Source organism: Pseudomonas sp. Z1-14 (assembly GCF_051132005.1).
GTDB lineage: Bacteria > Pseudomonadota > Gammaproteobacteria > Pseudomonadales > Pseudomonadaceae > Aquipseudomonas.
The window spans coordinates 1,870,188-1,897,169 of sequence record NZ_CP071646.1; the positions used below are offsets into that span (position 1 = coordinate 1,870,188).

Sequence of the window (26,982 nt, forward strand, 5' to 3'; positions counted from 1 at the left end):
AAAAGCTGTTTTGTCGATACTCAACGTATTCAGTATGGTCCCTCTGTGGGAGCGAGCCTGCTCGCGAAGGCGCCGGTTCAGTTGAAGCATTCGCCGGCTGCTACGGCGCTTTCGCGAGCAGGCTCGCTCCTACAGGTTTTTTTGCTTATATCGTGCCAAAAACCCGGTGCAGGCCCTGCGCCATGACGTATCGAGTGCGCTACACTGCGCCGCTTGTGCAGATCGAAGAGTTTGAAGGACAACCATGACGTTCAAGGCCCCGGACAGCCTCGCCGAGCAAATCGCCCATTACCTCGCCGAACGCATCATTCGCGGCGAAATGAAACCGGGAGAGCGCATCCAGGAGCAAAAGGTCACGCTGGCGCTCAATGTCAGTCGCGGCTCGGTCCGCGAGGCTTTGCTGATCCTCGAGCGGCGTCATCTGATCGCTATCCTGCCGCGCCGTGGCGCCCACGTCACCGAGCTTACCGAACACAAGGTGCGCAGCCTGTGCGCGTTGATGAGCGAACTCTACATCCTGCTGGGCAACGCGGTGGCTCATGGCTGGAAGGAACAGGCCGACATGGCCCCGTTCGTGGCGATCCAGCAGCGCCTCCAGCAAGCTTACGAGCGCCAGGACATCCGTACCTTTGTCGATGAAAGCTTCAGCGTGATGCGCGCGGCCTATCCGTTTGCCGACAATCCGTATTTGCAGGAGACCGTCGAGAACCTGCAGCCGGCAATGAGCCGCGCCTATTTCCTGGCACTTGAGCAGCGCAAGGCTGAAATGAGCGAATTCCTCGACCTGTTCCAGCGCCTGCTTGTTGCGGTGCTGGCCCGCGATCTGCCGCAGATCCGCATCGTGCTGACGGCCTATGCCCAGCGCAGTTGCGATCTGGTGGTTTCGGCCCTGACGGCTGCCTGACGTGCGGCTCAAGTGCATCAAGCTGGCGGGATTCAAATCCTTCGTCGACCCGACCACGGTGAACTTCCCCAGTAACATGGCGGCGGTGGTCGGGCCCAATGGCTGCGGCAAGTCGAACATCATCGACGCCGTGCGCTGGGTGATGGGCGAAAGCTCGGCCAAGAACCTGCGCGGCGAATCGATGACCGACGTCATCTTCAACGGCTCCACCAGTCGCAAGCCGGTGAGCCAGGCCAGTATCGAACTGGTGTTCGATAACTCCGACGGCACTTTGATCGGTGAATACGCGGCCTACGCGGAAATCTCCATTCGTCGCAAAGTGACCCGCGACAGCCAGAACAGCTATTTCCTCAACGGCACCAAATGCCGTCGCCGCGACATCACCGATATATTCCTCGGCACCGGCCTGGGCCCGCGCAGCTACTCGATCATCGAGCAGGGCATGATCTCCAAGCTGATCGAGGCCAAGCCGGAAGACCTGCGTAATTTCATCGAGGAAGCCGCCGGCATCTCCAAGTACAAGGAGCGGCGCCGCGAAACCGAAAACCGCATCCGCCGTACCCACGAGAACCTTGCGCGCCTGACCGACCTGCGCGAAGAGCTCGAACGTCAGCTCGAACGACTGCATCGCCAGGCCGAGGCCGCCAAGAAGTATCAGGAATACAAGGGCGAAGAGCGCCAGCTCAAGGCCCAACTGTCGGCCTTGCGCTGGCAGGCGTTGAACGAACAGGTCGGCCAGCGTGAGGCGATCATCGGCAACCAGGAAGTCAGCTTCGAAGCACTGGTGGCCGAGCAGCGCAATGCCGATGCCGCGATCGAGCGCTTGCGCGACGGGCACCACGAACTGTCCGAGCGCTTCAATCTGGTGCAGGGGCGCTTCTATTCGGTGGGCGGCGACATCGCCCGGGTCGAACAGAGCATCCAGCACGGCCAGCAGCGTTTGCGCCAGTTGCAGGACGATTTGAAGGAAGCCGAGCGCGCGCGCCTGGAAACCGAATCCCACCTGGGCCACGACCGCACCTTGTTGCTGACCCTTGGTGAAGAGCTGGACCGTCTTGTGCCGGAACAGGAAATCACCAGCGCTGCCGCCGAAGAGGCCGCGGCAGCCCTGGAAGAAGCCGAGCTGACCATGCACGGATGGCAGGAGCAGTGGGACAGTTTCAACTTGACCTCCGCCGAACCGCGGCGCCAGGCCGAGGTGCAGCAGTCGCGCATCCAGCAGCTCGAAACCAGCATGGAGCGTTTGGCTGAACGGCAACGGCGCCTGGCTGAAGAGCGGGCGTTGCTCGCTGCGGATCCGGAAGACGCGGCGATCCTCGACCTGAGCGAGCAGCTCGCCACCAGCGAAGCGACCCTGGAAGATTTGCAGGCCAGCGAGGACGCCCAGGTCGAGCGGCTGGAGCAACTGCGCCAAGCCTTGCAAATGGCCTTGCAGAACCAGCAGCAGGCCCAGGGCGAACTGCAACGCCTCAACGGCCGCCTGGCCTCGCTGGAAGCTTTGCAACAGGCCGCGCTGGACCCCGGCACCGGCACGGCCGAGTGGTTGCGCGACCAACATCTGGCCGAGCGCCCGCGTCTGGCCGAGGGGTTGAAAGTCGACGCGGGCTGGGAGCTGGCGGTGGAAACCGTGCTGGGCGCCGACCTGCAAGCGGTGCTGGTGGACGATTTCGCCGGCTTCGATCTCTCGGGGTTTGCCCAAGGCGATTTGCGCCTGCTCAGTCCGGCTGGCGATGGCGTGCGGATCCCTGGAAGCCTGCTGGACAAAGTCGAGGCCCAGGTTGACTTGTCGCCCTGGTTGGGTCAGGTCAAACCCGTGGATAGCCTGGAGCAGGCGCTGGCCTTGCGTGGTCAATTGGCCGTCGGCGAGAGCCTGATCAGTCGTGACGGGTATTGGCTCGGCCGGCATTTCCTGCGGGTGCGCCGGGCCGGCGAGGCCGAAAGCGGCATGCTCGCCCGTGGCCAGGAAATCCAGCGTCTGGTCGCCGAGCGCGAAGAGCGCGAGGCCAGCGTCGAAGCCCTGGAAACCGAATTGCAGAACCTGCGGGCGCAACAGCGCCAGCAGGAAAACGGTCGCGAACACCTGCGCCGGTTGTTGCAGGACGAGGCGCGCCAGCAGGGCGAACTCAAGGCGCAGCTGTCCGCCGGCAAGGCCAAGGTTGAACAACTGGCCCTGCGGCGCACCCGTCTCGATGAAGAAATCGCCGAGCTGGGCGAACAGCGAGCGCTGGAGCACGAACAGATCGGCGAGGCGCGCCTGCAACTGCAGGAAGCCCTCGACGCCATGGCGCTGGACACCGAACAACGCGAATTGCTCCTGGCCCAGCGTGACAGCCTGCGCGAACGCCTCGATCGGGTGCGCCAGGAAGCGCGCCAACACAAGGATCATGCCCATCAGCTGGCAGTGCGCCTGGGCTCGCTCCAGGCCCAGTACGATTCCACGCGCCAGGCGTTGGAACGTTTGGAAATGCAATCCGAACGCCTCACCGAAAAGCGCGAACAGCTGAGCCTCAACCTGGAGGAGGGCGAGGCGCCGCTGGAGGAGCTGCGGCTGAAACTCGAGGAATTGCTCGACAAGCGCATGAGCGTCGACGAAGAACTCAAGACCGCGCAGATCGCGCTGGAGGACGCCGACCGCGAACTGCGCGACGCGGAGAAGCGCCGCAGCCAGGCCGAGCAGCAATCCCAGCTGATTCGCGGCCAGATGGAGCAGCAGCGCATGGAATGGCAGGCCCTGACGGTCCGCCGCAAAGCCTTGCAGGACCAGTTGCTGGAGGACGGGTACGACCTCAACGGAGTGCTCGCCACCCTCGTGGCAGGTGCCAACGAGAAAGAGGCCGAGGAAGAACTCGAACGCATCGCCGCGCGCATCCAGCGCCTGGGCGCGATCAACCTGGCCGCCATCGACGAGTATCAGCAGCAGTCCGAGCGCAAGCGCTACCTCGACGCCCAGAACGATGACCTGGTGGAGGCGCTGGAGACCTTGGAAAACGTCATTCGCAAGATCGACAAGGAAACCCGCAATCGCTTCAAGGATACCTTTGATCAGATCAACGGCGGTTTGCAGGCACTTTTCCCGAAAGTTTTCGGCGGCGGCAGTGCCTATTTGGAACTGACGGGCGAAGATCTACTCGATACTGGGGTGACAATCATGGCGCGTCCTCCCGGCAAGAAGAACAGCACCATTCATTTACTTTCCGGTGGCGAAAAGGCCCTGACCGCATTGGCCCTGGTTTTTGCCATTTTCAAGTTGAATCCGGCGCCGTTCTGCATGCTCGACGAAGTCGATGCGCCACTGGACGACGCCAACGTCGGCCGTTACGCACGCTTGGTAAAGGAAATGTCTGAAACGGTGCAGTTCATCTACATCACCCATAACAAAATCGCCATGGAAATGGCCGATCAGTTGATGGGCGTCACCATGCACGAGCCGGGTTGCTCGCGACTGGTGGCGGTGGATGTGGAAGAGGCCATGGCGATGGTTGATGCGTAAAGCATGTCTGTAGGCGCTTTGCGTAGGGCGTTGTAGGCCTTTTTACCCTTTTGGCTTGTCACTCAATTCACAGATTGGGCATAAGCCAATGCGACAGACGGTGTAAAGTTGTCTTTGGTCGTGCTAGTTTAATGTCAATTTTTCGTGTGCGTGGGCAAAACGCCATTCAGAACATAGAGTTGGCGCCACGTTTTAAAGCGGTTTGCAAATAGCTAAGCCCCTTATTTATCAGCATTTTTATAGAGGCACGGGATTACATGGAAATCGGTCTGCGCGAGTGGCTGATCGTCATCGGCATCATTGTCATTGCCGGTATTCTTTTCGACGGCTGGCGTCGCATGCGCGGCGGCAAGGGGAAACTCAAGTTTCGCCTGGATCGCAGCCTGTCGAACCTGCCGGATGAAGATGACAGTGCCGAACTGCTGGGCCCGCCCCGGGTGCTGGATACCCACAAGGAGCCGCAGCTGGACGAACACGACCTGCCGTCCATGAGCGCGCCGGCGCGCGAGCCACGTGAGTCGGGCTCCAAGCGCGGCAAGCGCAACAGCGAGCCGTCCCAGGGCGACCTGAACCTGAACCTGGATCTTGATGGCGGTCCAGGCTTCAGCAGCCGCGACGGTGATTTCCCGGACGAGAGCAAGGCCTCCGGTTCCAACGGTGACAAGGACCAGGCCCAGGCTGAAGAAGTGCTGGTGATCAGTGTGATCTGCCGCGATCCAGCCGGCTTCAAGGGCCCGGCGCTGCTGCAGAACATCCTCGAAAGTGGCCTGCGTTTCGGCGAAATGGATATTTTCCATCGCCACGAAAGCATGGCAGGCAATGGCGAGGTGCTGTTTTCCATGGCCAACGCCGTCAAGCCAGGCGTGTTCGATCTGGACGACATCGATCATTTCAGTACCCCGGCGGTGAGCTTCTTCCTCGGGCTGCCAGGCCCGCGCCATCCAAAACAGGCTTTCGATGTGATGGTGGCCGCGGCTCGCAAGCTGGCCCAGGAACTCAACGGTGAATTGAAGGATGACCAGCGCAGCGTGCTGACCGCCCAGACCATCGAGCATTACCGCCAGCGCATCGTCGAGTTCGAGCGCCGGGCACTGACCCAGAAGCGCTGAAGTCAGTCTTTGGCCAGGAGCTTTTTTTGTGGCGAGGGAGCTTGCTCCCGCTGGAGGGCGAAGCCCTCCCCAAAAAATTCTTGAAAAATGAGCAGCCCAGGCTGCTCTTTTGCTTTATGAGAGAACACCCATGAACGCCGTCGAAACCCGCATCCTGGAGCTGCGCTCCGAGCTGGACCAGCATAACTATCGCTACCACGTCCTTGACGAACCGACCATCCCGGACGCCGAGTACGATCGCCTGTTCCACGAACTCAAGGCCCTGGAAGAGCAGCATCCGGAGCTGGTGACCAGCGATTCCCCGACCCAGCGGGTCGGCAGCGTGGCGCTGTCGGCGTTCAGCCAGGTGCGTCATGAGATACCGATGCTCAGCCTGGGCAACGCCTTCGATGAAAACACCATGCGTGAGTTCGACCGCCGGGTGACGGAAGGTCTGGACTTGCCCACGGGCGATTTGTTCGGCGCTGGCGCGGCGGTGGAGTACAGCTGCGAACCGAAACTCGATGGTCTGGCCGTCAGCCTGTTGTATCAGGACGGCATGCTGGTGCGCGGGGCGACGCGCGGTGACGGAACCACGGGCGAGGACATCAGTGTCAACGTGCGCACCGTGCGCAATATTCCTCTCAAGCTGCAGGGCAGCGGCTGGCCACCGGTATTGGAGGTGCGTGGCGAGGTGTACATGTCCAAGGCCGGTTTCGAGCGGCTCAACGCTACGCAACTGGAGGCGGGCGGCAAGACTTTCGCCAACCCGCGCAACGCCGCGGCGGGCAGCTTGCGCCAGCTGGATTCGAGGATCACCGCCAACCGTCCCCTGGAGTTCTGCTGCTATGGTATCGGCCAGGTGACCTCGGACATCGCCGATACCCACATCGGCAACCTCAAGCAGCTCAAGGCCTGGGGCATGCCCGTCAGCCGCGAGCTGAAGCTGGCCCACGGCATCGACGAATGCCTGGACTACTATCGCGACATCGGTGAGCGGCGCAATTCGCTGCCCTACGAAATCGACGGCGTGGTGTTCAAGGTCAACAGCATCGCCTCGCAGCGCGAGCTGGGTTTTCGGGCACGGGAGCCGCGCTGGGCCATCGCGCATAAATTCCCCGCCAGCGAAGAACTCACCGAGTTGCTGGACGTGGAGTTCCAGGTCGGCCGCACCGGCGCCGTCACCCCCGTGGCGCGGCTCAAGCCGGTCAAGGTGGCTGGCGTGACCGTGGCCAACGCCACGCTGCACAACATGGACGAAGTAGCGCGGCTGGGCTTGATGATCGGCGATACGGTGATCATTCGCCGCGCCGGCGACGTCATTCCGCAGGTGGTGCAAGTCGTCACCGAGCGTCGTCCGGACAACGCCCGGGCGGTGCAGGTGCCTGAACAGTGTCCGGTCTGCGGTTCCCATGTCGAGCGCACGCAACTGATCAAACGCAGCAAGGGCCGCGAAACCGTCAGCGAAGGCGCGGTGTACCGCTGCGTCGGTCGACTGGCCTGCGGCGCGCAACTCAAGCAGGCGATCATCCACTTTGTCTCGCGCCGGGCGATGGACATCGAAGGCCTGGGTGAAAAAAGCGTCGAGCAGTTGGTGGATGAAGGTCTGGTGGGCTCGCCAGCCGATCTCTACGCGCTGACGTTCGAGCAAGTGGTCGATCTGGAAGGTTTCGCCGAGTTGTCGAGCAGGAACCTGCTGGCGGCTATCGTCGACAGCAAGAAGCCGAGCCTGGCGCGCTTCATCTATGCCCTCGGCATTCCGGACGTGGGCGAGGAAACCGCCAAGGTCCTGGCCCGCTCCCTCGGTTCGCTGGAGCGCGTGCAGGCGGCCTTGCCCCAAGTGCTGACGTACTTGCCGGATGTCGGCCTGGAAGTCGCTCATGAGATCCACAGCTTTTTTGAGGATCCGCACAATCGCCAGGTCATCAAGGATTTGCTGCGTCATGGCCTGGAGATTCAGGACCAGGGCGAACTCGGCGCCGAGTTTTCCGCCAGCACCACCCTGGGCGGCTTCCTCGACAAGCTGCACATCCCTTCGGTCGGACCGGGCGGGGCGCAAAAACTGGCGGACAAATTCGGCTCCCTCGAAGCGGTCATGAATGCCGACTGGCTGGACATGCGCCAGGCATTGCCGGAAAAGCAGGCCAACGCCGTGCGGGAGTACTTCGCCAGCGCCGCCAGCCGCGAGCTGGCCGTGGCCGCAGAGCAGCAATTGCGCGATTTCGGCATGCACTGGCAGAGCGAGAAAAAAGTCGTCGAGGGTTTGCCTGAAGCGGGGCATACCTGGGTGCTGACCGGCTCGCTGGAATTGATGAGTCGCGACGTCGCCAAGGACAAGCTGGAAAGCCTCGGCGCCAAGGTGGCCGGTTCCGTGTCGGCAAAGACCCATTGCGTGGTGGCCGGGCCGGGCGCCGGCTCGAAGTTGGCCAAGGCCAATGAGCTGGGGCTCAAGGTGCTCGACGAACAAGCCTTCGTCGATTTCTTGAAGGGGCATGGCATCACAGTGTGAGTGGGCAGCCCGCTCTTGTGGCGAGGGAGCTTGCTCCCGCTGGGTGGCGCAGCCGCCCCAACCGGAACGACGCACCCTCCAGGTGGAGCGCATCAGCCGGTTTACGACGGCTGCGCCGCCGAGCGGGAGCAAGCTCCCTCGCCACGGGTTGTGGTCCATGGCCAGAACGTGGGAACGATCATGCACGCAGGGTGATCTAGTCTTGCAGGCTCCAGGGAGAGATCGCCATGTACCGCTTCTTCGAACAACTGAGCTCACGCATCGCTGCGCCGTTCCTGGGCGACCGATCACGCAACAGCAAGATCTGGCCGTGTCGCTGCGGCCAGTCATTGTTCTTTCGCAACAGCCAGTGCCTGGCCTGCCTGGCGGCGCTGGGCTATCAGCCGGAGCAGAGCCGCCTGTCGTCCCTGCAACCCGACGCGCAACCGGATACCTGGACCCTGGATGTCGATCCGCAGGCGGGACTGTTTCGTCGCTGCGCCAATCTCGATACCCCGGCGTCGTGTAACTGGCTGCTGCCTGCCAACGGGCAAGACACGCTGTGCATCGCTTGCAGCCTGAACCGCACGATTCCCGACCTGTCGGTCCCGGAAAATCCCGAGCGCTGGCGCAAGGTCGAAACCGCCAAGCGTCGCCTGGTAGCGCAACTGATCACCCTCGGCTTGCCGGTCCTTCCGAAGACCGTCGACGAGAATATCGGCCTGGCCTTCGATTTCATCGGCGTCGACCTCGACGGCAAACCGCCGACGACCGGGCACGCCAGTGGACTCATCACCCTCGATATCAAAGAGGCCGACGATGCTCACCGCGAACACGTGCGTCAGCAGATGCGCGAGCCGTATCGCACCTTGCTCGGGCACTTTCGCCATGAGGTGGGTCATTACTACTGGGATCGCCTGATTGGCGACAGCCATTGGCTGGAACCTTTCCGCGAGCTGTTCGGCGACGAGCGCGCCAGCTATTCCGAAGCCCTGGAGCGGCACTACCAGCAAGGCGCGCCGGTGGACTGGCAGTCCCGTTACGTCAGCGCCTACGCCACCATGCATCCGTGGGAGGACTGGGCCGAAACCTGGGCTCATTACCTGCACATGATGGACGCGGTGGACACGGCGCTGGGCTTTGGCATGAGCGCGCGGGAAATGGATTTCGACTACCAGCCATTTCCCCCCGAAACCCTGTTCGACCCCGAGCACACCGGCGGCGCGGCGTTCCTGTCATTCGTCAACGCCTGGATCGAACTGGCCGGCATGCTTAACGAGCTCTCGCGCAGTATGGGCCAGCCGGATTTCTACCCGTTCGTCGTGCCGGCGGCGGTGATCACCAAGCTGCATTTCATCCATCTGGTGATTCAGGAGGAGGGTGGTCGCGCGGATGAGGTGCTGTTGTAGCCTGTGGAAGGAGGCTGCCCCTATCTCGAATGTACCGACGCCTTCGCGAGCAGGCTCGCTCCCACCTTTGGATACCTTATCTGTTCTGTGGGAGCGAGCCTGCTCGCGAAAGCGTCCGGCCCGCCTGCATCCGGGTTGATGTGTGCAGATCAGCCCAAGCAAGTGCTTGAGCTTAATCAGTTTTTAATCCCTCACGAACGGTTGTAACTTCTTGTCAGATAGGTACAATGGCGCGGCTCGCCGTCAGGCGGGCGTCGTTATGGTGACCCCATCGGTCCCCCCGCAACGATTACCCGTGAACCTGGTCAGATCCGGAAGGAAGCAGCCACAGCGGGAACATTGTGTGCCGGGGTGTGGCTGGTGGGGTTGCCTCCATAACGCCCCAGGCCTTCGTTCGCAAGGTTTGCCAATCCCTTATTTTTTGCTTCACTGCTCGGTTCGAGGTCTGATCGAGGCGGCGGTTTCCATTGTCCAGATTTGGGCTGGGATAAGCCCTTGGCTATCTCGATATCGCACCAATAGTATGATAATTTCGCCTGAATCGGCCATTCTCCCCGGAGGCTATTCATGGGTACCGTGCGAAAAACCATCACCGTTACCGACCAGCAGGACGGCTGGATCAAGTCTCAGATCGAAGCGGGACACTACACCAATGACAGCGAATACATCCGCGATCTGATTCGGCGCGAGCAGGAGCGTAGCGCCGAACTCGAAGCTATCCGGTCAGCCCTGAAAGAGGGTGAGTCCAGCGGAAATCCGCAATCATTCGATCCCGATGCATTCAAAAAGAGAATGCTGGAAGCGCATGGCTGAGTATCGCCTTGCACCGGCCGCCGAGCGTTATCTTGAAAAAGTCTGGACTTATACCGTCCAGCATTGGGGCGTAGGGCAGGCCAATCGATACATCGATGTCATCTCAACGGCGTTCCAGGAACTGGCGCAACAGCCGGAAACAGCTCCAGCATGTGACCACATCCGAGTTGGGTACCGTCGGCGTAGTATCGAACGGCACATGATTTACTTAAAAATCACAACCTACGGGGTTGTGATTGTTCGTGTGCTCCATGATCGGATGGATACATTTCGGAGGCTGTGACGGCGCCTCAAGACTTGGCCAACGCCTGCTCAACCGCGGCAATCAGCTTCCCAAGATCCTTCGAAGTGGCTTTGTGAATGACATTGAACAGGTATGCCCGCTGTTCATCTTCCTCGCCCATGTCGGCGAAAAAAGCCTTGGGCTGTACGTCCAGCGCGTCGGCCAGCAGGAACAAGGCTTCGACGCTGGGAGTGTAGGTGCCGGTCTCGAAGCGGCTGATGGTTTTGGGGTCAAAACCGGTCTTTTCGCCGAGTTCAGCCTGAGTGAGCCCCGCTACTTTGCGGTAGCGTCTGATGGCCGAGCCCAGACTTGAAATTTGCATCGCTTAATTCCCATTCAGAATCAAGAACTTAACGATAGATTTTCGCATTAGGCAACCGCGTATTCCATCACCTTGCTTTGCAAAATGTGATGCGTTTCGTAGAATCAGCCTTTGGCATGGGGATTTGGTGACCTGCTTCAGAAGCCGGGTGTGCGAAAAGACCGGGGCTCGCGCTTCTTTGCAGCGACACAAGGCGGGGCCTGGAGCATGCAGGTCGCACCGCCAGCGTCCGTGCTCCAGCTTTCTCAAGGTATTTGAGCCTAGTTGATTTTCGCCCGTCCGGGGGCGGTGCAACCGCGCGCGACAAACGAGCCTGACTCATGGATGACTGCTTCGATGGATAAGAAGTACCGCAGGGCTGTTGACGCCGCCGCGATCTTTTCCGAAACCGATTTGAGCGGGCGCATCACCTACGTCAACGATCAATTCTGCGCCCTGTTTGGCTACCGACGCGATGAGCTGCTGGGATCCAACCACCGGTTGCTCAACTCGGGGCAGCACCCCAGCGAATTTTTCAGTGCGATGTGGCGCACCATCGCCCTGGGTAATGTCTGGAAAGGTGAAATCTGCAATCGGGCCAAGGACGGCACGCTGCATTGGGTCGATACCACCCTGGTACCGGTAGCCGACGAAACGAGCGGGCATATCGAGCGCTACCTGGCGATTCGCTTCGATGTCAGCGAAAAGCGCCGGTTGTTGCACTCGTTGCAATGGCGTGTCGGGCACGACGTGCTGACCGGGTTGCCCAATCGCACCTACCTGTCCGAGCTGCTGGACCAGGCCCTGGACTTTTCGCGGGGGGAAAGTCTGCCCCTGGCGGTGTGCATGCTCGATCTGGATGGTTTCAAGGCCGTCAACGACGGTTATGGCCATGCCAGCGGTGACCGGCTGCTGGTGGAAGTCGCCCGGCGGCTGCGCAGCATTGTGCGCGGCGAGGATGTGGTGGCGCGACTGGCTGGCGACGAGTTCGTACTGGTGCTGCGTCATGTGCTTGGAATGGACGAGCTGCATGCCGCATTGAACCGGGTACTGATTGCGGTTTCCATGCCCTATGCGATCGACGGCAAGAGTATCAACGTCTTCGCCAGCATTGGTGTCACGTTGTCGCCATGGGATAACGAAGACGCCGATACGTTGCTGCGCCACGCCGATCAAGCGATGTATGTCGCCAAGCAGAGCGGCCGCAATCGTTTTCATCTGTTTGATGTATCCCGGGACAAGGAAGTGCGGGCCACTTACCAGATTGTCGATCGGGTGCGGCAGGCACTCGCCGGCGATGAGTTGCGGCTGCATTTCCAGCCCAAGGTCAATATGCGCAACGGCGCGGTAGTCGGTCTCGAAGCCTTGTTGCGCTGGAAGCATCCGCAACGAGGCCTGGTGCCGCCGCGCGAATTCCTGCCACTGGTAGAAGAGACCGACCTGATTGTCGAGATCGGCGAATGGGTCATGGGCCAGGTCCTGACGCTGCTTCAGCAATGGCAGCAGGCGGGGCAGGGCTGGCCGGTGAGCATCAATATTTCGGCGCGGCATTTCCAGCGGGCGGATTTCGTCGAGCGGCTGCAACGCATGCTGGAACGGCATCCGACGGTGCCGCCGCGGATGCTCGATCTGCAGATCGTCGAGTCGGTCGCCGTGGAGAATCTGGCCCATGTCAGTGCTTGCCTCCAAGCGTGCCAGGCCTTGGGTGTAGGGTTTTCATTGGGCGGTTTCGGTACGGGTTATTGCTCGCTCAATGACCTCAAGCACTTGCGCACGCAAACCATCAAGATCGACAAGACGTTCGTGCGCGACATCCTCGACGACCGGGACGACTTGGCACTGACCGAGGCAGTGATCGGTCTGGCCCGGGCGTTCGGCCGGCAAGTGGTCGCGGAAGGCCTGGACAGTCTTGAACATGGGCAATTGTTGCTGCGCCTGGGCTGCGAAGTGGCCCAAGGTTACTTCATCGCCCGGCCCATGCCGGCCGACGAGATACCGGGTTGGGTAAGGGACTTCATCTCGCCGCCGCAGTGGCAGGCCCACCCGGGCAGTCAAGGGGAGGCGCCCTGCGACCCTTCGTTGCGGCCGGTATAAAGCTGGATGATCGCGTCGATTTCCCCGGACATTTTCATTTTTAACAAGGTGCGCAGAATGCGTTGCGCCGGGATGTCCGGGTCATTGCGCACATAACAGCTCAGTTGCTGTTCCTGGAGGACGGCAACCTCATGCAGTTGCCGGTCGGCGCCATGCCGTTGATTGAACCAGTCCAGTGCCCATTGATTGCTGACCGCATAGCGGTAGCGGCCGGCCAGCAGTTTCGCCAGCACCTGGTCCTGGCTGCGCGCGTCGTCACGACGCAGATGGCCGCTGTCGAACAAGGGTTGCAGCGTCGGGTAGCGATAGCTGAGCACTGTGCCGATGGATTGCTGGGCGAGTGTTGCCGGTGTCACTCGGGCGGGGGCGCTGGCCGAGCCAACGAGCACATCGCGCTGAAAGAACAGCGGGACGCTCCAAAGGTAATCGCCCCCTTTATCCTTCACCCAGTCGGGCGAGACGTAACATCGCATGTCTATTTCGCCGTGTTCCATGGCGCTGTCCAATCGCGCGCGGGCAAGGACATGAAACTGTGCCGGTATACCGACCTGAGTTGCCAGGCTGGTCATGACGTCCGGAAGAATGCCCTGGGTCGGACGGCCCCGTTCGATCTGTACCATGGGCATGGCCCAGCCATCGGTAATGGCGAAGCGCAGGGGCCCTTCGGCGGCGAAACATCCTGTACCCAGCAACAGCAAAGCCCCCATGGCTGAGCGCATAAACTCTCCTGACTGTGCAAAACCGCGTCGACAACCGAGCCCCAACTCAAGCTTAGTCAGATTAGACGAGCACACCGGATGCAATTTCGGCCCTGCTCCGCTAGCATTAGCCGCTTATGTTCCTTCGTTGCGACGGTTTTCGATGAGTTATCAGGTTCTTGCACGTAAATGGCGTCCGCGCTCGTTCCGCGAAATGGTCGGCCAGACCCATGTGCTCAAGGCTCTGATCAATGCCTTGGACAGCCAGCGGCTGCACCATGCCTACCTGTTTACCGGCACCCGTGGCGTGGGCAAGACGACCATTGCGCGGATCATTGCCAAGTGCCTGAACTGTGAAACCGGTATCACCTCGACGCCCTGCGGCGAATGTTCGGTCTGCCGGGAAATCGACGAAGGTCGTTTCGTCGACCTGATCGAGATCGACGCCGCCAGCCGCACCAAGGTCGAAGACACCCGCGAGCTGCTCGACAACGTGCAATACGCCCCGAGCCGTGGGCGCTTCAAGGTCTACCTGATCGACGAAGTGCACATGCTCTCCAGCCATTCCTTCAATGCGCTGCTCAAGACCCTCGAAGAGCCGCCGCCCTACGTCAAATTCATCCTGGCCACCACCGACCCGCAGAAACTTCCGGCAACGATTCTGTCGCGCTGCCTGCAGTTTTCTCTGAAGAACATGACGCCGGAACGGGTAGTCGAGCACCTGACGCACGTCCTGGGCGTCGAGAACGTACCCTTCGAGGACGACGCGCTCTGGCTGCTGGGCCGCGCTGCCGATGGTTCGATGCGCGACGCCATGAGCCTGACCGACCAGGCGATCGCCTTTGGTGAGGGCAAGGTCATGGCTGCCGATGTGCGCGCCATGCTCGGTACCCTCGATCACGGCCAGGTCTATGACGTGTTGCACGCGCTGATAGAAGGTGACGCAAAGGCGCTGCTTGAAGCGGTGCGTCACCTGGCCGAGCAGGGGCCGGACTGGAATGGCGTACTCTCGGAAATTCTCAACGTACTGCACCGTGTCGCCATCGCCCAGGCCTTGCCCGAGGGTGTCGATAACGGTCACGGGGATCGCGATCGCGTACTGGCATTGGCCCAGGCGCTGCCGGCCGAAGACGTGCAGTTCTATTACCAGATGGGCCTGATCGGTCGACGCGACCTGCCTTTGGCCCCGGATCCGCGCGGCGGCTTCGAAATGGTCCTGCTGCGCATGCTCGCGTTCCGGCCGGCCGATACGCCGGACGCGCCGAGACAAGCGCTAAAGCCAGTGGGGATCAGCCAGGCCACAGCTGATTCCGCCAAGCCAGTGGCTGCCACGCCTGTTGTTGCGTCGGCAGCGGCTTCTGCCCCGGCAGCGGTGGCGCCCATAGCCGAGCCGACAGCTGTCGTCGCTCCACCCGAGCCGGTCGTCGAGGCGCAGCCTGAGCCGGCTGTCGAGGCGCCATCCGAGCCGGTCGCCGAAGCTATTATCGACCTGCCCTGGAATGATCCGGTCGAGCCGGAGATCGTCCAGCAACCTGCCGTGGAACCGGTGCTGGAAACCATCGCCGAGCAGCCTGAGCTGCCGCCGATGCCGATGCCCACGCCTGACAGCGTGGTGCCCGATGCACCCGAGTGGGTGGCCGCGCCGATGCCTGAGCCGACGGTGGCTGACGTTGCTGTCGCCACGCCGGGCATCGACCTGGACGATGAGCCACCGTTGGATGAGGACTACATCGAGCCGGACATGGACTCGGCCTACAGCTATCTGGACGACCTGGCCAGCGAGCACGCCGCCGAGCCGGCGCCGGAGCCCGAACCGGAACCGGCGGCAATGCCGGCCACCGGGCTGGCGCTGCAATGGCTGGAGTTGTTCCCGAAACTGCAGATCAGTGGCATGACCGGCAGCATCGCCGCCAACTGCACTTTGATTTCGGTGGACGGCGACCATTGGCTGCTGCACCTGGATCCGGCCCACAGCGCGCTGTTCAACGCGACCCAGCAACGTCGCCTGAACGATGCGCTGAACCAATATCATCAGCGCACCCTGACGTTGACCATCGAGCTGATCAAGCCCGAGCAGGAAACCCCGGCCCAGGCTGCATCCCGCCGGCGTGCCGACCGCCAGCGCGAAGCCGAGGATTCGATCCACAACGATCCGTTCATCCAGCAGATGATGCAACAGTTCGGCGCCGTGGTCCGTCACGATACTATCGAACCTGTCGAGGCCCCGGTTACCCAGGGCTCATAATTGAAAGCGCCGGCCTGAACGCCGGGCGCTGTGTTTATCCACGTACTTTCGAGGTGATTCCCATGATGAAAGGTGGCATGGCCGGCCTGATGAAGCAGGCGCAGCAGATGCAGGAAAAAATGGCCAAGATGCAGGAAGAGCTGGCCAACGCCGAAGTCACCGGCAAGTCCGGCGGCGACATGGTGACCGTGGTCATGACCGGTCGCCACGACATCAAGCGCGTCAGCATCGACCCGAGCGTGGTCGAGGGCTTGAGCGAAGACGACAAGGAAATGCTCGAGGCCCTGTTTGCCGCCGCCGTCAATGACGCGGTGCGCAAGATCGAAGCCAACAGCCAGGACAAAATGTCCGGCATGACCGCCGGCATGCAACTGCCGCCGGGCATGAAGCTGCCGTTCTGATTCGCCATCCCGCTCGGGATGGGCTACATACAATGCCAGGCATCGCGCCTGGCATTTTTGTTTCTGCTTCAGAGATAGCGGTGGATGCCAGATCGCTATCGCGAGCAAGCTCGCTCCCACAGTGGATTGTGATGAATACAAGATGTGTGTTCACCCATGAACCCTGTGGGAGCGAGCTTGCTCGCGATGCGGCCACTGCGGACCAACTGAACAAACATCGAACGCCGCCCCCTCGGCAATGGTCTGCTCCCTATACGTGTCCACTCACCGAACAAGGAGACCGCCTCCATGTCATCGATTTCCAATCAGCGCATCGTCCTGGCCTCGCGCCCCCAAGGTGCGCCAACCCCGGAAAACTTTCGTCTTGAAGACGTGACGCTGCCGGACCTGGCGGACGGGCAGATCCTGCTAAAGACGCTGTACCTTTCGCTCGATCCCTACATGCGTGGGCGTATGAGTGACGCGCCTTCCTACGCAGCGCCAGTGCAAATCGACGAAGTGATGACCGGTGGCGCCGTCAGTCGTGTGGAGCGCTCGATGCACCCGAAATTCCAGGAAGGTGATCTGGTGGTCGGCGCTACGGGCTGGCAGAGCCACTGCATCAGCGATGGCCGCAACGTCATCCCCATCCCGTCCGGATTACCCAGCCCCTCGATGGCGCTCGGCGTACTGGGCATGCCGGGCATGACCGCCTACATGGGACTGATGGACATCGGCCAACCCAAGGCAGGCGAGACCCTGGTGGTCGCGGCGGCATCGGGCGCCGTGGGCTCGGTGGTCGGCCAGGTGGCGAAGATCAAGGGGCTGCGGGTGGTGGGCGTGGCCGGTGGCAGTGAAAAATGCAAATACGTGGTCGACGAGTTGGGATTTGACGCCTGCGTCGATCACAAGAGTGCGAATTTCGCCGACGAACTGGCCCGGGCCTGCGACCAGGGCATCGATATCTATTACGAAAACGTCGGTGGCAAAGTCTTCGACGCGGTGGTGCCGCTGCTCAACGCCAAGGCACGCATCCCTCTTTGCGGCTTGATCGCGGCCTACAACGATCATCAGCCGCCAAGCGGTCCGGATCGCTTGCCGCAGCTGCAACGCACGTTGCTGACCAAACGCGTGCGGATCCAGGGCTTCATCGTGTTCGACGACTACGGCGACCGCCAGCCGGAGTTCATCAGCGCGATGGCGCCGTGGGTGCGCGATGGCAAGGTCAAGTTCCGCGAAGATGTGGTGGATGGCCTGGAGAACGCGCCTCAGGCTTTCATCGGGCTGCTGGAAGGGCGCAACTTCGGCAAATTGGTGATACGCGTGTCGAAGGATTGAGTATTTGACGCTAAACGGAGGCGCGGGTATAAACCGCGTCTCGTTGTTATGTCGGACGTTTCCTCCATGAGCTTCAGCCCTTTGATCCGCCAACTGATCGATGCCCTGCGAACCTTGCCGGGTGTGGGTCAGAAAACCGCCCAGCGCATGGCGTTGCAATTGCTTGAGCGTGATCGCAGCGGCGGGTCGCGCCTGGCCCAGGCCTTGAGCCAGGCCATGGAAGGGGTAGGGCATTGCCGCTTATGCCGCACCCTCACCGAAGACGACCTCTGCCCGCAGTGTGCCGACCCGCGCCGGGACGACAGCCTGCTCTGCGTGGTGGAGGGGCCGATGGATGTCTACGCGGTGGAGCAGACCGGTTTCCGTGGCCGCTACTTTGTACTCAAGGGGCACTTGTCGCCGCTTGACGGCCTGGGGCCGGAGGCCATCGGCATTCCACAACTGATGGCGCGCATCGAAGAGGCGGGCACGTTCACCGAAGTCATCCTCGCGACGAACCCGACGGTGGAAGGCGAAGCTACCGCCCATTACATCGCTCAGTTGCTGGGCAACAAGGGCCTGGTTGCCTCCCGCATCGCCCATGGCGTGCCATTGGGTGGCGAGCTGGAGCTGGTGGATGGCGGGACGCTGGCGCATTCGTTTGCCGGGCGCAAGCCGATCGCCTTATAGTCGCAACACAAATCCCCTGTGGGAGCGAGCTTGCTCGCGATAGCGGTGTGTCAGCCGGTATAGGTATCGACTGATCTACCGCTATCGCGAGCAAGCACGCTCCCACAGGGCTATTCATCGCCCTGAGGTTATTTTTCGCTAAGCGAAAACCGGGTCAGGCAGAACGTCGGTATTCCCATGTCCTCCAGCCGCCGGGAACCGAGCAATTCCGGCAAGTCGATGATCGCGGCCGCTTCATGGACCGTGGCGCCCATGCGGCGGATCAGGTTGGCGGCGGCAATCAGCGTGCCGCCAGTGGCGATCAGGTCATCGAACATCACCACCGAATCGCCCTCGCACAGGCTATCGGCGTGGACCTCCAGAAAAGCCTCGCCGTACTCGGTCTGGTAACCCTCGGCCAGCACGTCGGCCGGCAATTTACCTTGCTTGCGGAACAGCACCAGCGGTTTGTTCAACTGATAGGCCAGGATCGAGCCGATCAGGAAGCCGCGCGCGTCCATCGCGCCGATGTGCGTGAAGCTGGCCTCGACGTAGCGATGGGCGAAGCTGTCCATGACCAGCCGCAGCGCGGTGGGGGACTGGAACAGTGGGGTGATGTCGCGAAAGATCACGCCTGGCTTGGGGAAGTCGATCACCGGGCGGATCAGGGATTTGATGTCGAAGGAGTCGAAGACCATCGTCGAGGTGTCCTGGCTGGCTGCAAACGCGGCAGTATAGCGCGGCGGCAGCAAAAGCCTCAGCCGCGCAGGCGCATCAGCCTTCGACCGAGCCGCCGGCCAGGGCGCACAGCTGGATGGGGTCAAGGATATGGATTTCCTTGCCCTCGGCGGCGATCAGTTTGCTCTGCTGGAAACGGGTAAACACCCGGGACACGGTTTCCACCGCCAGGCCCAGGTAGTTGCCGATCTCGTTGCGCGACATGCTCAGGCGAAACTGATTGGCCGAAAAGCCACGGGCGCGGAAACGCGCCGAGAGGTTGACCAGGAAGGTCGCGATGCGCTCGTCGGCGGTTTTCTTCGAGAGCAGCAGCATCATCTGTTGGTCGTCGCGGATCTCCCGGCTCATCACCCGCATCAGTTGACGACGCAGTTGCGGCAGTTGCAAGGCCAGTTCGTCCAGGTGATCAAACGGAATTTCGCATACCGAGGTCGTCTCAAGCGCCTGGGCCGAGACCGGATGGGTCTCGGTGTCCATGCCCGACAGGCCGACCAGCTCGCTGGGCAAGTGGAAACCGGTGAGTTGCTCTTCGCCACCGTCGCTCAGGTTGAAGGTCTTCAAGGCGCCCGAGCGCACGGCGTAGACCGAATCGAAGGCATCGCCCTGGCGGAACAGGAACTCGCCTTTTCTCAACGGGCGGCCTCGTTTGACGATGTCGTCCAGCGCGTCCATGTCCTCCAGATTCAACGAAAGTGGCAGGCACAGAGGGGCCAGGCTGCAGTCCTTGCAATGGGCCTGGTTATGAGCGCGCGATTTGACTGGCTCGGACATTTCTTAAATCCTTGTGGGAAAACACACATAAGCCGTAAGGGTAACTCAGCACGCAAACACCGGCCAGTGTGGTATTGCCGTCAAATTGTCGCGCTCAGATGACGCGGGAGAAACGCTGCCGATTCTGCTGCTGCAGATACGCGTCGAATACCATGCAAACCGAACGCACCAACAGACGTCCGGCAGGGAGTACCTTGATGTGCGTAGCCGTCAGTTCAACCAGCCCGTCGTCGTCCATCGCCTGTAGTTGCGGCCATATAGAGCCGAAATACCCCCGGAAATCGATATTGAAGACTTGCTCGATCTCGGCGAATGCCAGGCTGAAATGGCAAATCAGTTGTTGGATCACCGCGCGTCGCAGCCTGTCGTCTGCATTGCACACAATGCCCCGGCTGGTTGCCAATTGCCCGTCGGCTAGGGCGTTCTGGTATTGGTTCAGGTCACTGCTGTTCTGGCAGTACAAGTCGCCGATCTGGCTGATGGCCGAGACCCCGAGGCCGATCAGGTCGCAATGGCCGTGGGTGGTGTAGCCCTGGAAGTTGCGCTGCAAGGTCGCTTCCTCCTGGGCGATCGCCAGTTCGTCATCGGGCAGGGCGAAGTGGTCCATGCCGATGTAGCGATAACCGGCGGCGGTCAGCTGTTCAATAGTGCCTTGTAACATGGCCAGTTTCTGCACAGGATTCGGCAGGTCCTGGCTGTTGATGCGCCGCTGCGGCATGAAGCGCTCCGGCAGGTGGGCGTAGTTGAACACCGAGAGACGGTCCGGTTGCAGGCTGATCACTTCCTCGACGGTACGGGCGAAGTTTTCCGGGGTCTGCTTGGGCAAGCCATAGATCAGATCGATGTTGATCGAGCGAAACTGCAGGGTCCGGGCGGCTTCGGTCACCGCACGGGTTTCGTCCAGGCTTTGAAGGCGGTTGACGGCACGCTGCACGGTAGGGTCAAGGTCCTGCAGGCCGATGCTGACCCGGTTGAAACCCAATTCCCGCAGCAGACCCATGGTTGACCAATCCGCCTCTCGCGGGTCGATCTCGATGCCGTAGTCACCGCAGTCATCGTCCATCAGGTTGAAACTCTCACGCAGCCTGGCCATCAACTGGCGCAGCTCGTCGTGACTGAGGAAGGTTGGCGTGCCACCGCCCAGGTGCAACTGTTCCACGCGCTGGGCCGGGTCCAGGTGGCAGCCGATCAGCTGGATTTCCTGCTCCAGGCGTTGCAGGTAGGCATGGGCGCGGCCGCGGTCCTTGGTGATGACCTTGTTGCAGGCGCAGTAGTAGCAAATGTTCGCGCAAAACGGTACGTGCACATAAAGCGACAAAGGCCTGCGGGCCTTGCGGCTGTCGCGCAGGGCATGGAGCAGGTCGAACGTGCCCACCTGGCCGGCGAACTGGGCCGCGGTCGGGTACGAGGTATAGCGCGGTCCCGCCAGGTCGTAGCGGCGGATCAGGTCTGAGTCCCAACGAATGGCGTCGAGCATGCGGGCGTTCCCCGGTTAGGCTGGCATGCTTGAAGTCTATGAGGCGAAGGGAAGGGGCGTGTTGATTTGCGTCAACGGGGCATGGGGTAGTCAGTGATCATGCCAGCCCAGGCAACTCAAAACCCGTGGCGAGGGAGCTTGCTCCCGCTCGGCTGCGCAGCAGACGCAATATCAGCAAATGCGTTCTGCCTGAAGATTGTTGGGGCCTGCTTCGCAGGCCAGCGGGAGCAAGCTCCCTCGCCACAGGGTTGCCGGGCATTCCTCATTGTCTGTGAGCTTGTTCAATGCCCCATGAGCCAATGCTGATGCGGCCCCGGCAATGTCCAGATGCCGAAGACAATCACCAGCAATCCGCCGGCCATGCGCACGCTGCGTTTGCGCAGCAGCGCCGTGACGCGCTCTGCCGCGAGGCCGGTGGCGAGCAGGACCGGCCAGGTGCCCAGGCCGAAGGCGAGCATCAGCAGTGCACTGTCCAGGGCGTTACCCTGGCTGGCGGACCACAGCAGGGTGCTGTAGACCAGTCCGCAGGGCAGCCAGCCCCACAGCGCGCCGAGCAGCAGGGCCCGGGGCAGGCTCGACACCGGCAGCAGGCGGTTGGCGATGGGTTGGATACGCCGCCACAAACCACGGCCCAGGCTTTCGATACGGGTCAGGCCGCTCCACCAGCCTGCCAGGTAAAGTCCCATGACAATCATCAGTAAACCGGCCAGCACGCGCAGGATCATCGCCGCCGGGCTGTTCGCCACGGCCCAGCCGGCCAGGCCGATCAGCAGGCCGGCCGCGGCGTAGCTGACGATGCGTCCCAGGTTGTACGCGAGCAATAGTCGCAAGCGGCGGCTGCGTTGCTCCTTGGGAATCGCCAGGGTCAGGGCGCCCATCAGGCCACCGCACATGCCCAGGCAATGGCCGCCGCCGAGCAGGCCGAGGATGACGGCGGAAACCAGCATCGGCGCCAGGTCAAGCATGGGGCGGCGCCTTGTCGTCCGGTTTGTGGTCCGCGCTGCTGGCTTCCTCGACGGCCGCCTTGTGGTTCGGGTCCTGGTCGTCGAACAGGATGCTATGGGCCGGACCGTCGAGGTCATCGTATTGGCCGCTGTCCACGGCCCAGAAGAAAATGTAGACGGCGACGGCCACGATCAACAGTGCGGCCGGGATCATCACGTAGAGAGCTGGCATCTCGGAACTCCATGCCCGCGCGGCTCAGGCCGGCAGCGGACGGGTATCGGGCGTGGTTTCGCCAACCTGCGCTCGCGGTTGGCGGGTCAGCCGCAAGGCATTCAGCACCACGGTCAACGAACTGATGGACATGCCGACCGCGGCCCACACCGGCGTGATCCAGCCGAGGGCGGCGAACGGCAACATGAGGCCATTGTACAGCCCGGCCCAGACCAGGTTCTCAATGATCACGCGGCGGGTACGCCGGGCCAGGCCGAATGCATGAATCAGGGCATCGAGGCGGTTGGACAGCAGCACTGCGTCGGCGCTGGTCTTGGCAAGGTCGGTGGCCGAACCCATGGCGACACTGATGTCCGCCGCCGCCAGCACCGGCACGTCATTCACGCCATCGCCGAGCATCAGCACCTTGCGACCCTGCTGGTGCAACTGCTGGAGCACGGCCAGCTTGTCGTCCGGACGCAAGCCGCCGCGGGCCTCGTCGATGCCCAGCTCGGCGGCGACACTGGCCACCATCGGCGAGCTGTCGCCGGAGAGCAATAGCGTACGCCAGCCCCGCGCCTTGCAGGCGGCGAGCAGCGCCGGCGCATCAGCGCGCAGGCGGTCATCGAGGACGAACCAGGCCAGTGGCCCGATGTCGTCGCCCAGCAACAGCCATTGTCCGGGTTCGTCCGGCATCGGCGGTACGGCCGAGCCGCTCAGTCCGCAGACAAAACCGGGCTGGCCGATGCGCAGGCGTTGTTCGGCGACCAGGCCTTCGAGTCCCAGCCCTGGGCTGCTTTGTACCTGCTGGGCGGCCAATGGTGCGCGACCAAAAGCTCGGGCGATGGGGTGTTCCGAACGGTTTTCCAGGGCCGCGGCCAAGCCCAGGCACTGATCACCGTCGAGGGCGGCCAATGGCCGGATGGCGCGTAACGCCAGGCGGCCTTCGGTGAGGGTGCCGGTCTTGTCGAAAATCACCGTGTCGATCTGGTTAAGGCCTTCCAGCACATGACCACGCGTCAGCAGCAGGCCGAGTTTGTGCAGGGTTCCGGTGGCAGCTGTCAGAGCGGTTGGTGTCGCCAGGGACAGCGCGCAAGGACAGGTCGCGACCAGCATCGCCAGGACGATCCAGAACGCACGTGAAGCATCCAGCTGCCACCACAACAGGCCGATGGCCGCCGCTGCGACCAGGGAGAACAGCAGGAACCATTGGGCGGCGCGGTCGGCGATTTCCGCCAGTCGTGGCTTTTCGGCCTGGGCCCGTTCCAGCAGGCGCACGATGGCCGATAACCGCGTGTCCTGTCCCAACGCCCGTACCTCGACCGTCAGGGCGCCTTCGACGTTGAGCGTGCCTGCCGTTACCGCGTCGCCTGCCTGGCGCGGTTGCGGCAGGTATTCGCCGGTCAGCAGCGATTCGTCGACGCTGGACTGGCCGTCGAGAATCGTGCCATCGGCGGGCAGGATCGCTCCGGGTTGGACCAGCACCCGGTCACCGGTGCGCAGTTCGCTGAGCAGGATGCGTTCGCTCTGGCCGCGCTCGTCCAGGCGCAGGCACGACGCTGGCAGCAGGTTGACCAGTTGGGCGGTGGCCGCAGCAGTGCGCTCCCGGGCCCGGCGTTCCAGGTAGCGGCCGGCGAGCAGGAACAGGGCGAACATGCCGACCGCATCGAAGTACAGCTCGCCCACCCCGGTGATGGAGGTCCAGATCCCGGCGATATAGGCGCTGCCGATGGCCAAGGACACCGAAACGTCCATGGTCAGGTGGCGGGTGCGCAAGTCTCGCAGCGCACCTTTGAAGAAGGGCGCGCAACTGTAGAACACGATAGGCGTGGTGAGAAACAGTGCGACCCAGCGCAGGATGGTGTGCATCTCCGGGCTCAGGTCGATGTTGAATTCGGGCCAGGTCGCCATGGTCGCCATCATCGCCTGGAACCACAGCAGCCCGGCCACGCCCAACTGACGCAGGGCCAGGCGGTTTTGCGCGGCGAGCTGCTCGCTGGCCTGATCGGCCTGATACGGGTGCGCGGCATAACCGATCTGGCGCAGTTCGGCGAGCAGCGTGCTCAGCGGCAGTTGCGCGTCGGCCCAGCGTACGTGCAGGCGGTGATTGGACAGGTTCAATCGCGCCTCGGCCACGGCGGGCAGGCTGCGCAGTTGCTTTTCGATCAGCCAGCCGCAGGCGGCGCAACTGATGCCTTCCATCAGCAGAGTCGTTTCGGCCAGCTCGCCTTCATGGCGGACGAACGATTGCTGCACGTCGGGGCGATCGTATAACGCCAGTTCGTCGGTCAATTGAACGGGCAGGGTTTGCGGGTTGGCCGACGCTTCGCTGCGGTGTTGGTAATAGTGCTCAAGGCCGCCGGCAACGATCGCTTCGGCCACCGCCTGGCAACCGGGGCAACACAGCTCGCGGGTCTCACCGAGGACAACGGCGGTGAAGCGACTGCCGGGAGGTACGGGCAGGGCGCAGTGGTAGCAGGGCTGTGGAGTGGTCATGTTGTCGCGTGAAAACCTTTTTGTGGCGAGGGAGCTTGCTCCCGCTCGGCTGCGAAGCAGTCGCAGTCTGAGTACAACAATACGCCTGAGGAATGCCTGGATTAAAAAACGGGGCCGCTTTGCGGCCCAGCGGGAGCAAGCTCCCTCGCCACACAACAGCGGTCTACTTTTTCAGGTCTTCAGCGCCTTGCAGCGGCTCGTCGCCAAGCTGGATGTCCTGGCCGTGGCTGATCTGTTCTTCTTCGAACAAGCGCCAGGTCCGATCGTGTTCCACGCCCAGCAATTCGACAAAACGCCGACCTTCGATCTTGTCCGCCAGTTGGCCGACGTAGCGTCCTGGTTCGCTGTCGTTGCGGGTCAACACGATCTTGCGGTCTTTCTCCGGCTGCGTTGGGGATATCAGGCTCAGCTCCACGGTCTGGGGCCGGCTGTTGCCGTTCAGGCGCAGGCTCACTTCGCCGGTGAGGTCGTCCAGTTGCACGTTGGCATGTAGTTGCAGGGTCTGGGCCAGCAGTTCGCGTTCCAGCGAGCGATTGATGCCCTTGCCGGCTTCGTAATAGTTGTCATTGACCAGGTTGTCCGGGTTCTTCACCGCGATGGTCACCATGGTCAGGCTCAGCGTCACCGAGCAAGCGAGGATCCCGATGATGATCCACGGCCAGAGGTGCTTGTACCAAGGGCTGGTGGCGGTTGCTGCAGGCATGTGCATTTCTCTCAACGAGTCTGTGGGCCGATGAACCGGCTCTTGGCTTCAACATGGACGCTGTCGTCATCGGCATCCTTGAGGATGAAGGTCACCTCATTGGTGCTGGACGGCAATTGTTCGGGTGCGCTGGACAGCTCTACCGGCTGGCTGTAGATATCACCGGCCGCGACCTTGATCTCCCGTTTACCCTGTAGCTTCAGATCCGGCAAACCGGTGGCTTCCAGCACGTAGGTATGGTCACGCTGGTCCTTGTTCATGATCTTCAGGCTGTAGACGTTCTCGATCCGGCCTTCGGCGTTCTCGCGGTACAGCACGCGGTCCTTGCTGACGTCGAAACCCACCAGCGAGCGCATGAAGAACGCGGTCACCAACAGGCTGATCATTGCCAGCAGCACCAGGGCATAACCGATCAGGCGCGGGCGCAGTTTATGGGTTTTCTGCCCCGAGAGGTTGTGTTCCGTGGTGTAGCTGATCAGGCCGCGGGGATAATCCATCTTGTCCATGATGTTGTCGCAGGCATCAATGCAGGCTGCGCAGCCGATGCATTCGATCTGCAGGCCGTCGCGGATGTCGATGCCGGTAGGGCAGACCTGGACGCACATGGTGCAATCGATGCAGTCCCCCAGGCCCAGGGCCTTGTAGTCGATGCCTTTCTTGCGCGGGCCTCGGGCTTCGCCGCGACGCGGGTCGTAGGAGACGATCAGGGTGTCCTTGTCGAACATCACGCTCTGGAAGCGGGCGTACGGGCACATGTAGATGCACACTTGCTCACGCAGCCAGCCGGCGTTGCCATAGGTGGCGAGGGTGAAGAAACCGACCCAGAAATACGACCAGCCATCGGCCTGGCCGGTGAAGAACTCGAAGACCAGCTCACGGATCAGGGTGAAGTAGCCAACGAAGGTCATGCCGGTGACAAAACCGATCAGCAGCCACAGGCTGTGCTTGGCGAACTTGCGTAGGAATTTGTTGGCGCTCATGGGCGTTTTGTCGAGCTTGATGCGCTGGTTGCGGTCGCCTTCGGTGACCTTTTCGCACCACATGAAAATCCACGTCCATACGCTTTGTGGGCAGGTATAGCCGCACCAGACCCGACCGGCATAGACGGTAATGAAAAACAGGCCGAAGGCCGCGATGATCAGCAGCCCCGAGAGCAGGATGAAGTCCTGGGGCCAGAAGGTCGCGCCAAAAATAAAGAATTTACGTTCCGGCAGGTTCCACCAGACGGCCTGATGACCGCCCCAGTTCAGCCAGACGGTACCGAAATACAGCAGGAACAGAACCGCGCCGCCGACCATGCGCAGGTTGCGAAACAGGCCAGTGAAGGCGCGGGTGTAGATTTTTTCCCGAGAGGCATAGAGGTCGACGCTTTTGTTGGCGTCCTTGGCAGGCGGGGTAACGTCATGTACCGGAATCTGGTTGCTCATCAATTGCATCCCACGGCAGTGGAAAAATGCCGAGGC

General features: G+C 62.0%; 22 protein-coding genes and 1 other RNA gene. 13 read left to right on the top strand and 10 right to left on the bottom strand.

Annotation, left to right across the window (positions count from 1 at the left end):
• The first annotated feature begins 244 nt into the window (after window positions 1-244).
• From J3P89_RS08660 to J3P89_RS08695, 8 genes are all read left to right on the top strand, one after another.
• Window positions 245-904: a GntR family transcriptional regulator gene (locus J3P89_RS08660; protein ID WP_305499923.1), complete on the top strand. Its 660-nt coding sequence runs from the start codon at window positions 245-247 to the stop codon at window positions 902-904.
• A gap of 1 nt (window position 905) precedes the next feature.
• Window positions 906-4,394, top strand: coding sequence for a chromosome segregation protein SMC (gene smc, locus J3P89_RS08665; protein WP_434697271.1), 3,489 nt, complete (start codon window positions 906-908; stop codon window positions 4,392-4,394).
• Window positions 4,395-4,651: 257 nt separating this feature from the next.
• Window positions 4,652-5,503, top strand: coding sequence for a cell division protein ZipA (zipA, locus tag J3P89_RS08670; protein WP_434572960.1), 852 nt, complete (start codon window positions 4,652-4,654; stop codon window positions 5,501-5,503).
• 130 nt (window positions 5,504-5,633) lie between these two features.
• A complete protein-coding gene (gene ligA, locus J3P89_RS08675) occupies window positions 5,634-7,991 on the top strand; it encodes an NAD-dependent DNA ligase LigA (protein ID WP_434697272.1) in 2,358 nt (785 codons plus the stop codon).
• Window positions 7,992-8,218: 227 nt separating this feature from the next.
• Entirely contained in the window at window positions 8,219-9,379 is a 1,161-nt protein-coding gene (locus tag J3P89_RS08680) for a zinc-binding metallopeptidase family protein (RefSeq protein ID WP_434697273.1), read from the top strand.
• 269 nt (window positions 9,380-9,648) lie between these two features.
• An RNA gene (ffs, locus tag J3P89_RS08685) (signal recognition particle sRNA small type) lies at window positions 9,649-9,745 on the top strand.
• 201 nt (window positions 9,746-9,946) lie between these two features.
• Window positions 9,947-10,192, top strand: a complete 246-nt coding sequence (locus J3P89_RS08690) for a type II toxin-antitoxin system ParD family antitoxin (RefSeq protein ID WP_434572966.1) — start codon at window positions 9,947-9,949, stop codon at window positions 10,190-10,192.
• Complete coding sequence (locus tag J3P89_RS08695) at window positions 10,185-10,475, top strand: type II toxin-antitoxin system RelE/ParE family toxin (protein ID WP_434697274.1); 291 nt, start codon at window positions 10,185-10,187, stop codon at window positions 10,473-10,475. The genes J3P89_RS08690 and J3P89_RS08695 overlap by 8 nt, the downstream gene beginning before the upstream one ends.
• Before the next feature lie 7 nt (window positions 10,476-10,482).
• On the opposite strand, the gene J3P89_RS08700 is transcribed toward J3P89_RS08695, so the two are convergent.
• The gene (locus J3P89_RS08700; protein ID WP_434697275.1) at window positions 10,483-10,797 is read right to left on the bottom strand and encodes a helix-turn-helix domain-containing protein; all 315 of its coding nucleotides are present in this window, start codon (window positions 10,795-10,797) and stop codon (window positions 10,483-10,485) included.
• A gap of 336 nt (window positions 10,798-11,133) precedes the next feature.
• Here J3P89_RS08700 and J3P89_RS08705 point away from each other — a divergent pair, with 336 nt between their 5' ends.
• Window positions 11,134-12,870, top strand: coding sequence for a putative bifunctional diguanylate cyclase/phosphodiesterase (locus tag J3P89_RS08705; RefSeq protein WP_434697276.1), 1,737 nt, complete (start codon window positions 11,134-11,136; stop codon window positions 12,868-12,870).
• Here J3P89_RS08705 and J3P89_RS08710 read toward each other — a convergent pair.
• Window positions 12,828-13,589 carry a substrate-binding periplasmic protein gene (locus J3P89_RS08710; protein WP_434697277.1) on the bottom strand — a complete coding sequence of 254 codons (762 nt, stop codon included), beginning with the start codon at window positions 13,587-13,589 and terminating at the stop codon, window positions 12,828-12,830. The genes J3P89_RS08705 and J3P89_RS08710 overlap by 43 nt on opposite strands.
• Window positions 13,590-13,731: 142 nt before the next feature.
• Here J3P89_RS08710 and dnaX point away from each other — a divergent pair, with 142 nt between their 5' ends.
• The 4 genes from dnaX to recR all read left to right on the top strand — a co-directional run bounded on the left by dnaX (window position 13,732) and on the right by recR (window position 18,200).
• Window positions 13,732-15,813, top strand: coding sequence for a DNA polymerase III subunit gamma/tau (dnaX, locus tag J3P89_RS08715; protein WP_434697278.1), 2,082 nt, complete (start codon window positions 13,732-13,734; stop codon window positions 15,811-15,813).
• 62 nt (window positions 15,814-15,875) lie between these two features.
• Window positions 15,876-16,214 carry a YbaB/EbfC family nucleoid-associated protein gene (locus J3P89_RS08720; protein WP_003183512.1) on the top strand — a complete coding sequence of 113 codons (339 nt, stop codon included), beginning with the start codon at window positions 15,876-15,878 and terminating at the stop codon, window positions 16,212-16,214.
• A gap of 288 nt (window positions 16,215-16,502) precedes the next feature.
• The gene (locus J3P89_RS08725) at window positions 16,503-17,531 is read left to right on the top strand and encodes an NADP-dependent oxidoreductase (protein ID WP_434697279.1); all 1,029 of its coding nucleotides are present in this window, start codon (window positions 16,503-16,505) and stop codon (window positions 17,529-17,531) included.
• Between the two features lie 66 nt (window positions 17,532-17,597).
• Window positions 17,598-18,200, top strand: coding sequence for a recombination mediator RecR (gene recR, locus J3P89_RS08730; protein ID WP_305499942.1), 603 nt, complete (start codon window positions 17,598-17,600; stop codon window positions 18,198-18,200).
• A 128-nt stretch (window positions 18,201-18,328) separates the two neighbouring features.
• Here recR and J3P89_RS08735 read toward each other — a convergent pair whose 3' ends face one another.
• The 8 genes from J3P89_RS08735 to ccoG all read right to left on the bottom strand — a co-directional run bounded on the left by J3P89_RS08735 (window position 18,329) and on the right by ccoG (window position 26,946).
• Complete coding sequence (locus J3P89_RS08735; protein ID WP_305499944.1) at window positions 18,329-18,877, bottom strand: adenine phosphoribosyltransferase; 549 nt, start codon at window positions 18,875-18,877, stop codon at window positions 18,329-18,331.
• A 76-nt stretch (window positions 18,878-18,953) separates the two neighbouring features.
• Window positions 18,954-19,688, bottom strand: coding sequence for a fumarate/nitrate reduction transcriptional regulator Fnr (fnr, locus tag J3P89_RS08740; protein WP_434697280.1), 735 nt, complete (start codon window positions 19,686-19,688; stop codon window positions 18,954-18,956).
• A 94-nt stretch (window positions 19,689-19,782) separates the two neighbouring features.
• Entirely contained in the window at window positions 19,783-21,165 is a 1,383-nt protein-coding gene (gene hemN / locus J3P89_RS08745) for an oxygen-independent coproporphyrinogen III oxidase (protein ID WP_434697282.1), read from the bottom strand.
• Between the two features lie 281 nt (window positions 21,166-21,446).
• Window positions 21,447-22,130 (bottom strand): sulfite exporter TauE/SafE family protein, encoded by a 684-nt coding sequence (locus tag J3P89_RS08750; RefSeq protein ID WP_434572982.1) that lies wholly within the window; start codon window positions 22,128-22,130, stop codon window positions 21,447-21,449.
• The gene (gene ccoS / locus J3P89_RS08755) at window positions 22,123-22,341 is read right to left on the bottom strand and encodes a cbb3-type cytochrome oxidase assembly protein CcoS (RefSeq protein WP_434572984.1); all 219 of its coding nucleotides are present in this window, start codon (window positions 22,339-22,341) and stop codon (window positions 22,123-22,125) included. The genes J3P89_RS08750 and ccoS overlap by 8 nt, the downstream gene beginning before the upstream one ends.
• A gap of 24 nt (window positions 22,342-22,365) precedes the next feature.
• Window positions 22,366-24,816: a heavy metal translocating P-type ATPase gene (locus J3P89_RS08760; RefSeq protein ID WP_434697283.1), complete on the bottom strand. Its 2,451-nt coding sequence runs from the start codon at window positions 24,814-24,816 to the stop codon at window positions 22,366-22,368.
• Between the two features lie 163 nt (window positions 24,817-24,979).
• Complete coding sequence (locus tag J3P89_RS08765; protein ID WP_434672436.1) at window positions 24,980-25,519, bottom strand: FixH family protein; 540 nt, start codon at window positions 25,517-25,519, stop codon at window positions 24,980-24,982.
• Window positions 25,520-25,530: 11 nt separating this feature from the next.
• Window positions 25,531-26,946: a cytochrome c oxidase accessory protein CcoG gene (gene ccoG, locus J3P89_RS08770; RefSeq protein WP_434697284.1), complete on the bottom strand. Its 1,416-nt coding sequence runs from the start codon at window positions 26,944-26,946 to the stop codon at window positions 25,531-25,533.
• Between the last annotated feature and the right edge of the window lie 36 nt (window positions 26,947-26,982).

What these genes read in the sequence shown, in the direction of transcription:
- J3P89_RS08720 (WP_003183512.1), top strand. Translation starts at nt 15,876, where the DNA reads ATGATGAAAGGTGGCATGGCCGGCCTGATGAAGCAGGCGCAGCAGATG.
- hemN (WP_434697282.1), bottom strand. Translation starts at nt 21,165, where the DNA reads ATGCTCGACGCCATTCGTTGGGACTCAGACCTGATCCGCCGCTACGAC.
- fnr (WP_434697280.1), bottom strand. Translation starts at nt 19,688, where the DNA reads ATGTCCGAGCCAGTCAAATCGCGCGCTCATAACCAGGCCCATTGCAAG.
- J3P89_RS08660 (WP_305499923.1), top strand. Translation starts at nt 245, where the DNA reads ATGACGTTCAAGGCCCCGGACAGCCTCGCCGAGCAAATCGCCCATTAC.
- J3P89_RS08700 (WP_434697275.1), bottom strand. Translation starts at nt 10,797, where the DNA reads ATGCAAATTTCAAGTCTGGGCTCGGCCATCAGACGCTACCGCAAAGTA.
- recR (WP_305499942.1), top strand. Translation starts at nt 17,598, where the DNA reads ATGAGCTTCAGCCCTTTGATCCGCCAACTGATCGATGCCCTGCGAACC.
- J3P89_RS08735 (WP_305499944.1), bottom strand. Translation starts at nt 18,877, where the DNA reads ATGGTCTTCGACTCCTTCGACATCAAATCCCTGATCCGCCCGGTGATC.
- J3P89_RS08705 (WP_434697276.1), top strand. Translation starts at nt 11,134, where the DNA reads ATGGATAAGAAGTACCGCAGGGCTGTTGACGCCGCCGCGATCTTTTCC.
- J3P89_RS08765 (WP_434672436.1), bottom strand. Translation starts at nt 25,519, where the DNA reads ATGCCTGCAGCAACCGCCACCAGCCCTTGGTACAAGCACCTCTGGCCG.
- J3P89_RS08710 (WP_434697277.1), bottom strand. Translation starts at nt 13,589, where the DNA reads ATGCGCTCAGCCATGGGGGCTTTGCTGTTGCTGGGTACAGGATGTTTC.
- J3P89_RS08690 (WP_434572966.1), top strand. Translation starts at nt 9,947, where the DNA reads ATGGGTACCGTGCGAAAAACCATCACCGTTACCGACCAGCAGGACGGC.
- ccoS (WP_434572984.1), bottom strand. Translation starts at nt 22,341, where the DNA reads ATGCCAGCTCTCTACGTGATGATCCCGGCCGCACTGTTGATCGTGGCC.
- ligA (WP_434697272.1), top strand. Translation starts at nt 5,634, where the DNA reads ATGAACGCCGTCGAAACCCGCATCCTGGAGCTGCGCTCCGAGCTGGAC.
- dnaX (WP_434697278.1), top strand. Translation starts at nt 13,732, where the DNA reads ATGAGTTATCAGGTTCTTGCACGTAAATGGCGTCCGCGCTCGTTCCGC.
- J3P89_RS08695 (WP_434697274.1), top strand. Translation starts at nt 10,185, where the DNA reads ATGGCTGAGTATCGCCTTGCACCGGCCGCCGAGCGTTATCTTGAAAAA.
- J3P89_RS08760 (WP_434697283.1), bottom strand. Translation starts at nt 24,816, where the DNA reads ATGACCACTCCACAGCCCTGCTACCACTGCGCCCTGCCCGTACCTCCC.
- J3P89_RS08750 (WP_434572982.1), bottom strand. Translation starts at nt 22,130, where the DNA reads ATGCTTGACCTGGCGCCGATGCTGGTTTCCGCCGTCATCCTCGGCCTG.
- J3P89_RS08680 (WP_434697273.1), top strand. Translation starts at nt 8,219, where the DNA reads ATGTACCGCTTCTTCGAACAACTGAGCTCACGCATCGCTGCGCCGTTC.
- ccoG (WP_434697284.1), bottom strand. Translation starts at nt 26,946, where the DNA reads ATGAGCAACCAGATTCCGGTACATGACGTTACCCCGCCTGCCAAGGAC.
- zipA (WP_434572960.1), top strand. Translation starts at nt 4,652, where the DNA reads ATGGAAATCGGTCTGCGCGAGTGGCTGATCGTCATCGGCATCATTGTC.
- J3P89_RS08725 (WP_434697279.1), top strand. Translation starts at nt 16,503, where the DNA reads ATGTCATCGATTTCCAATCAGCGCATCGTCCTGGCCTCGCGCCCCCAA.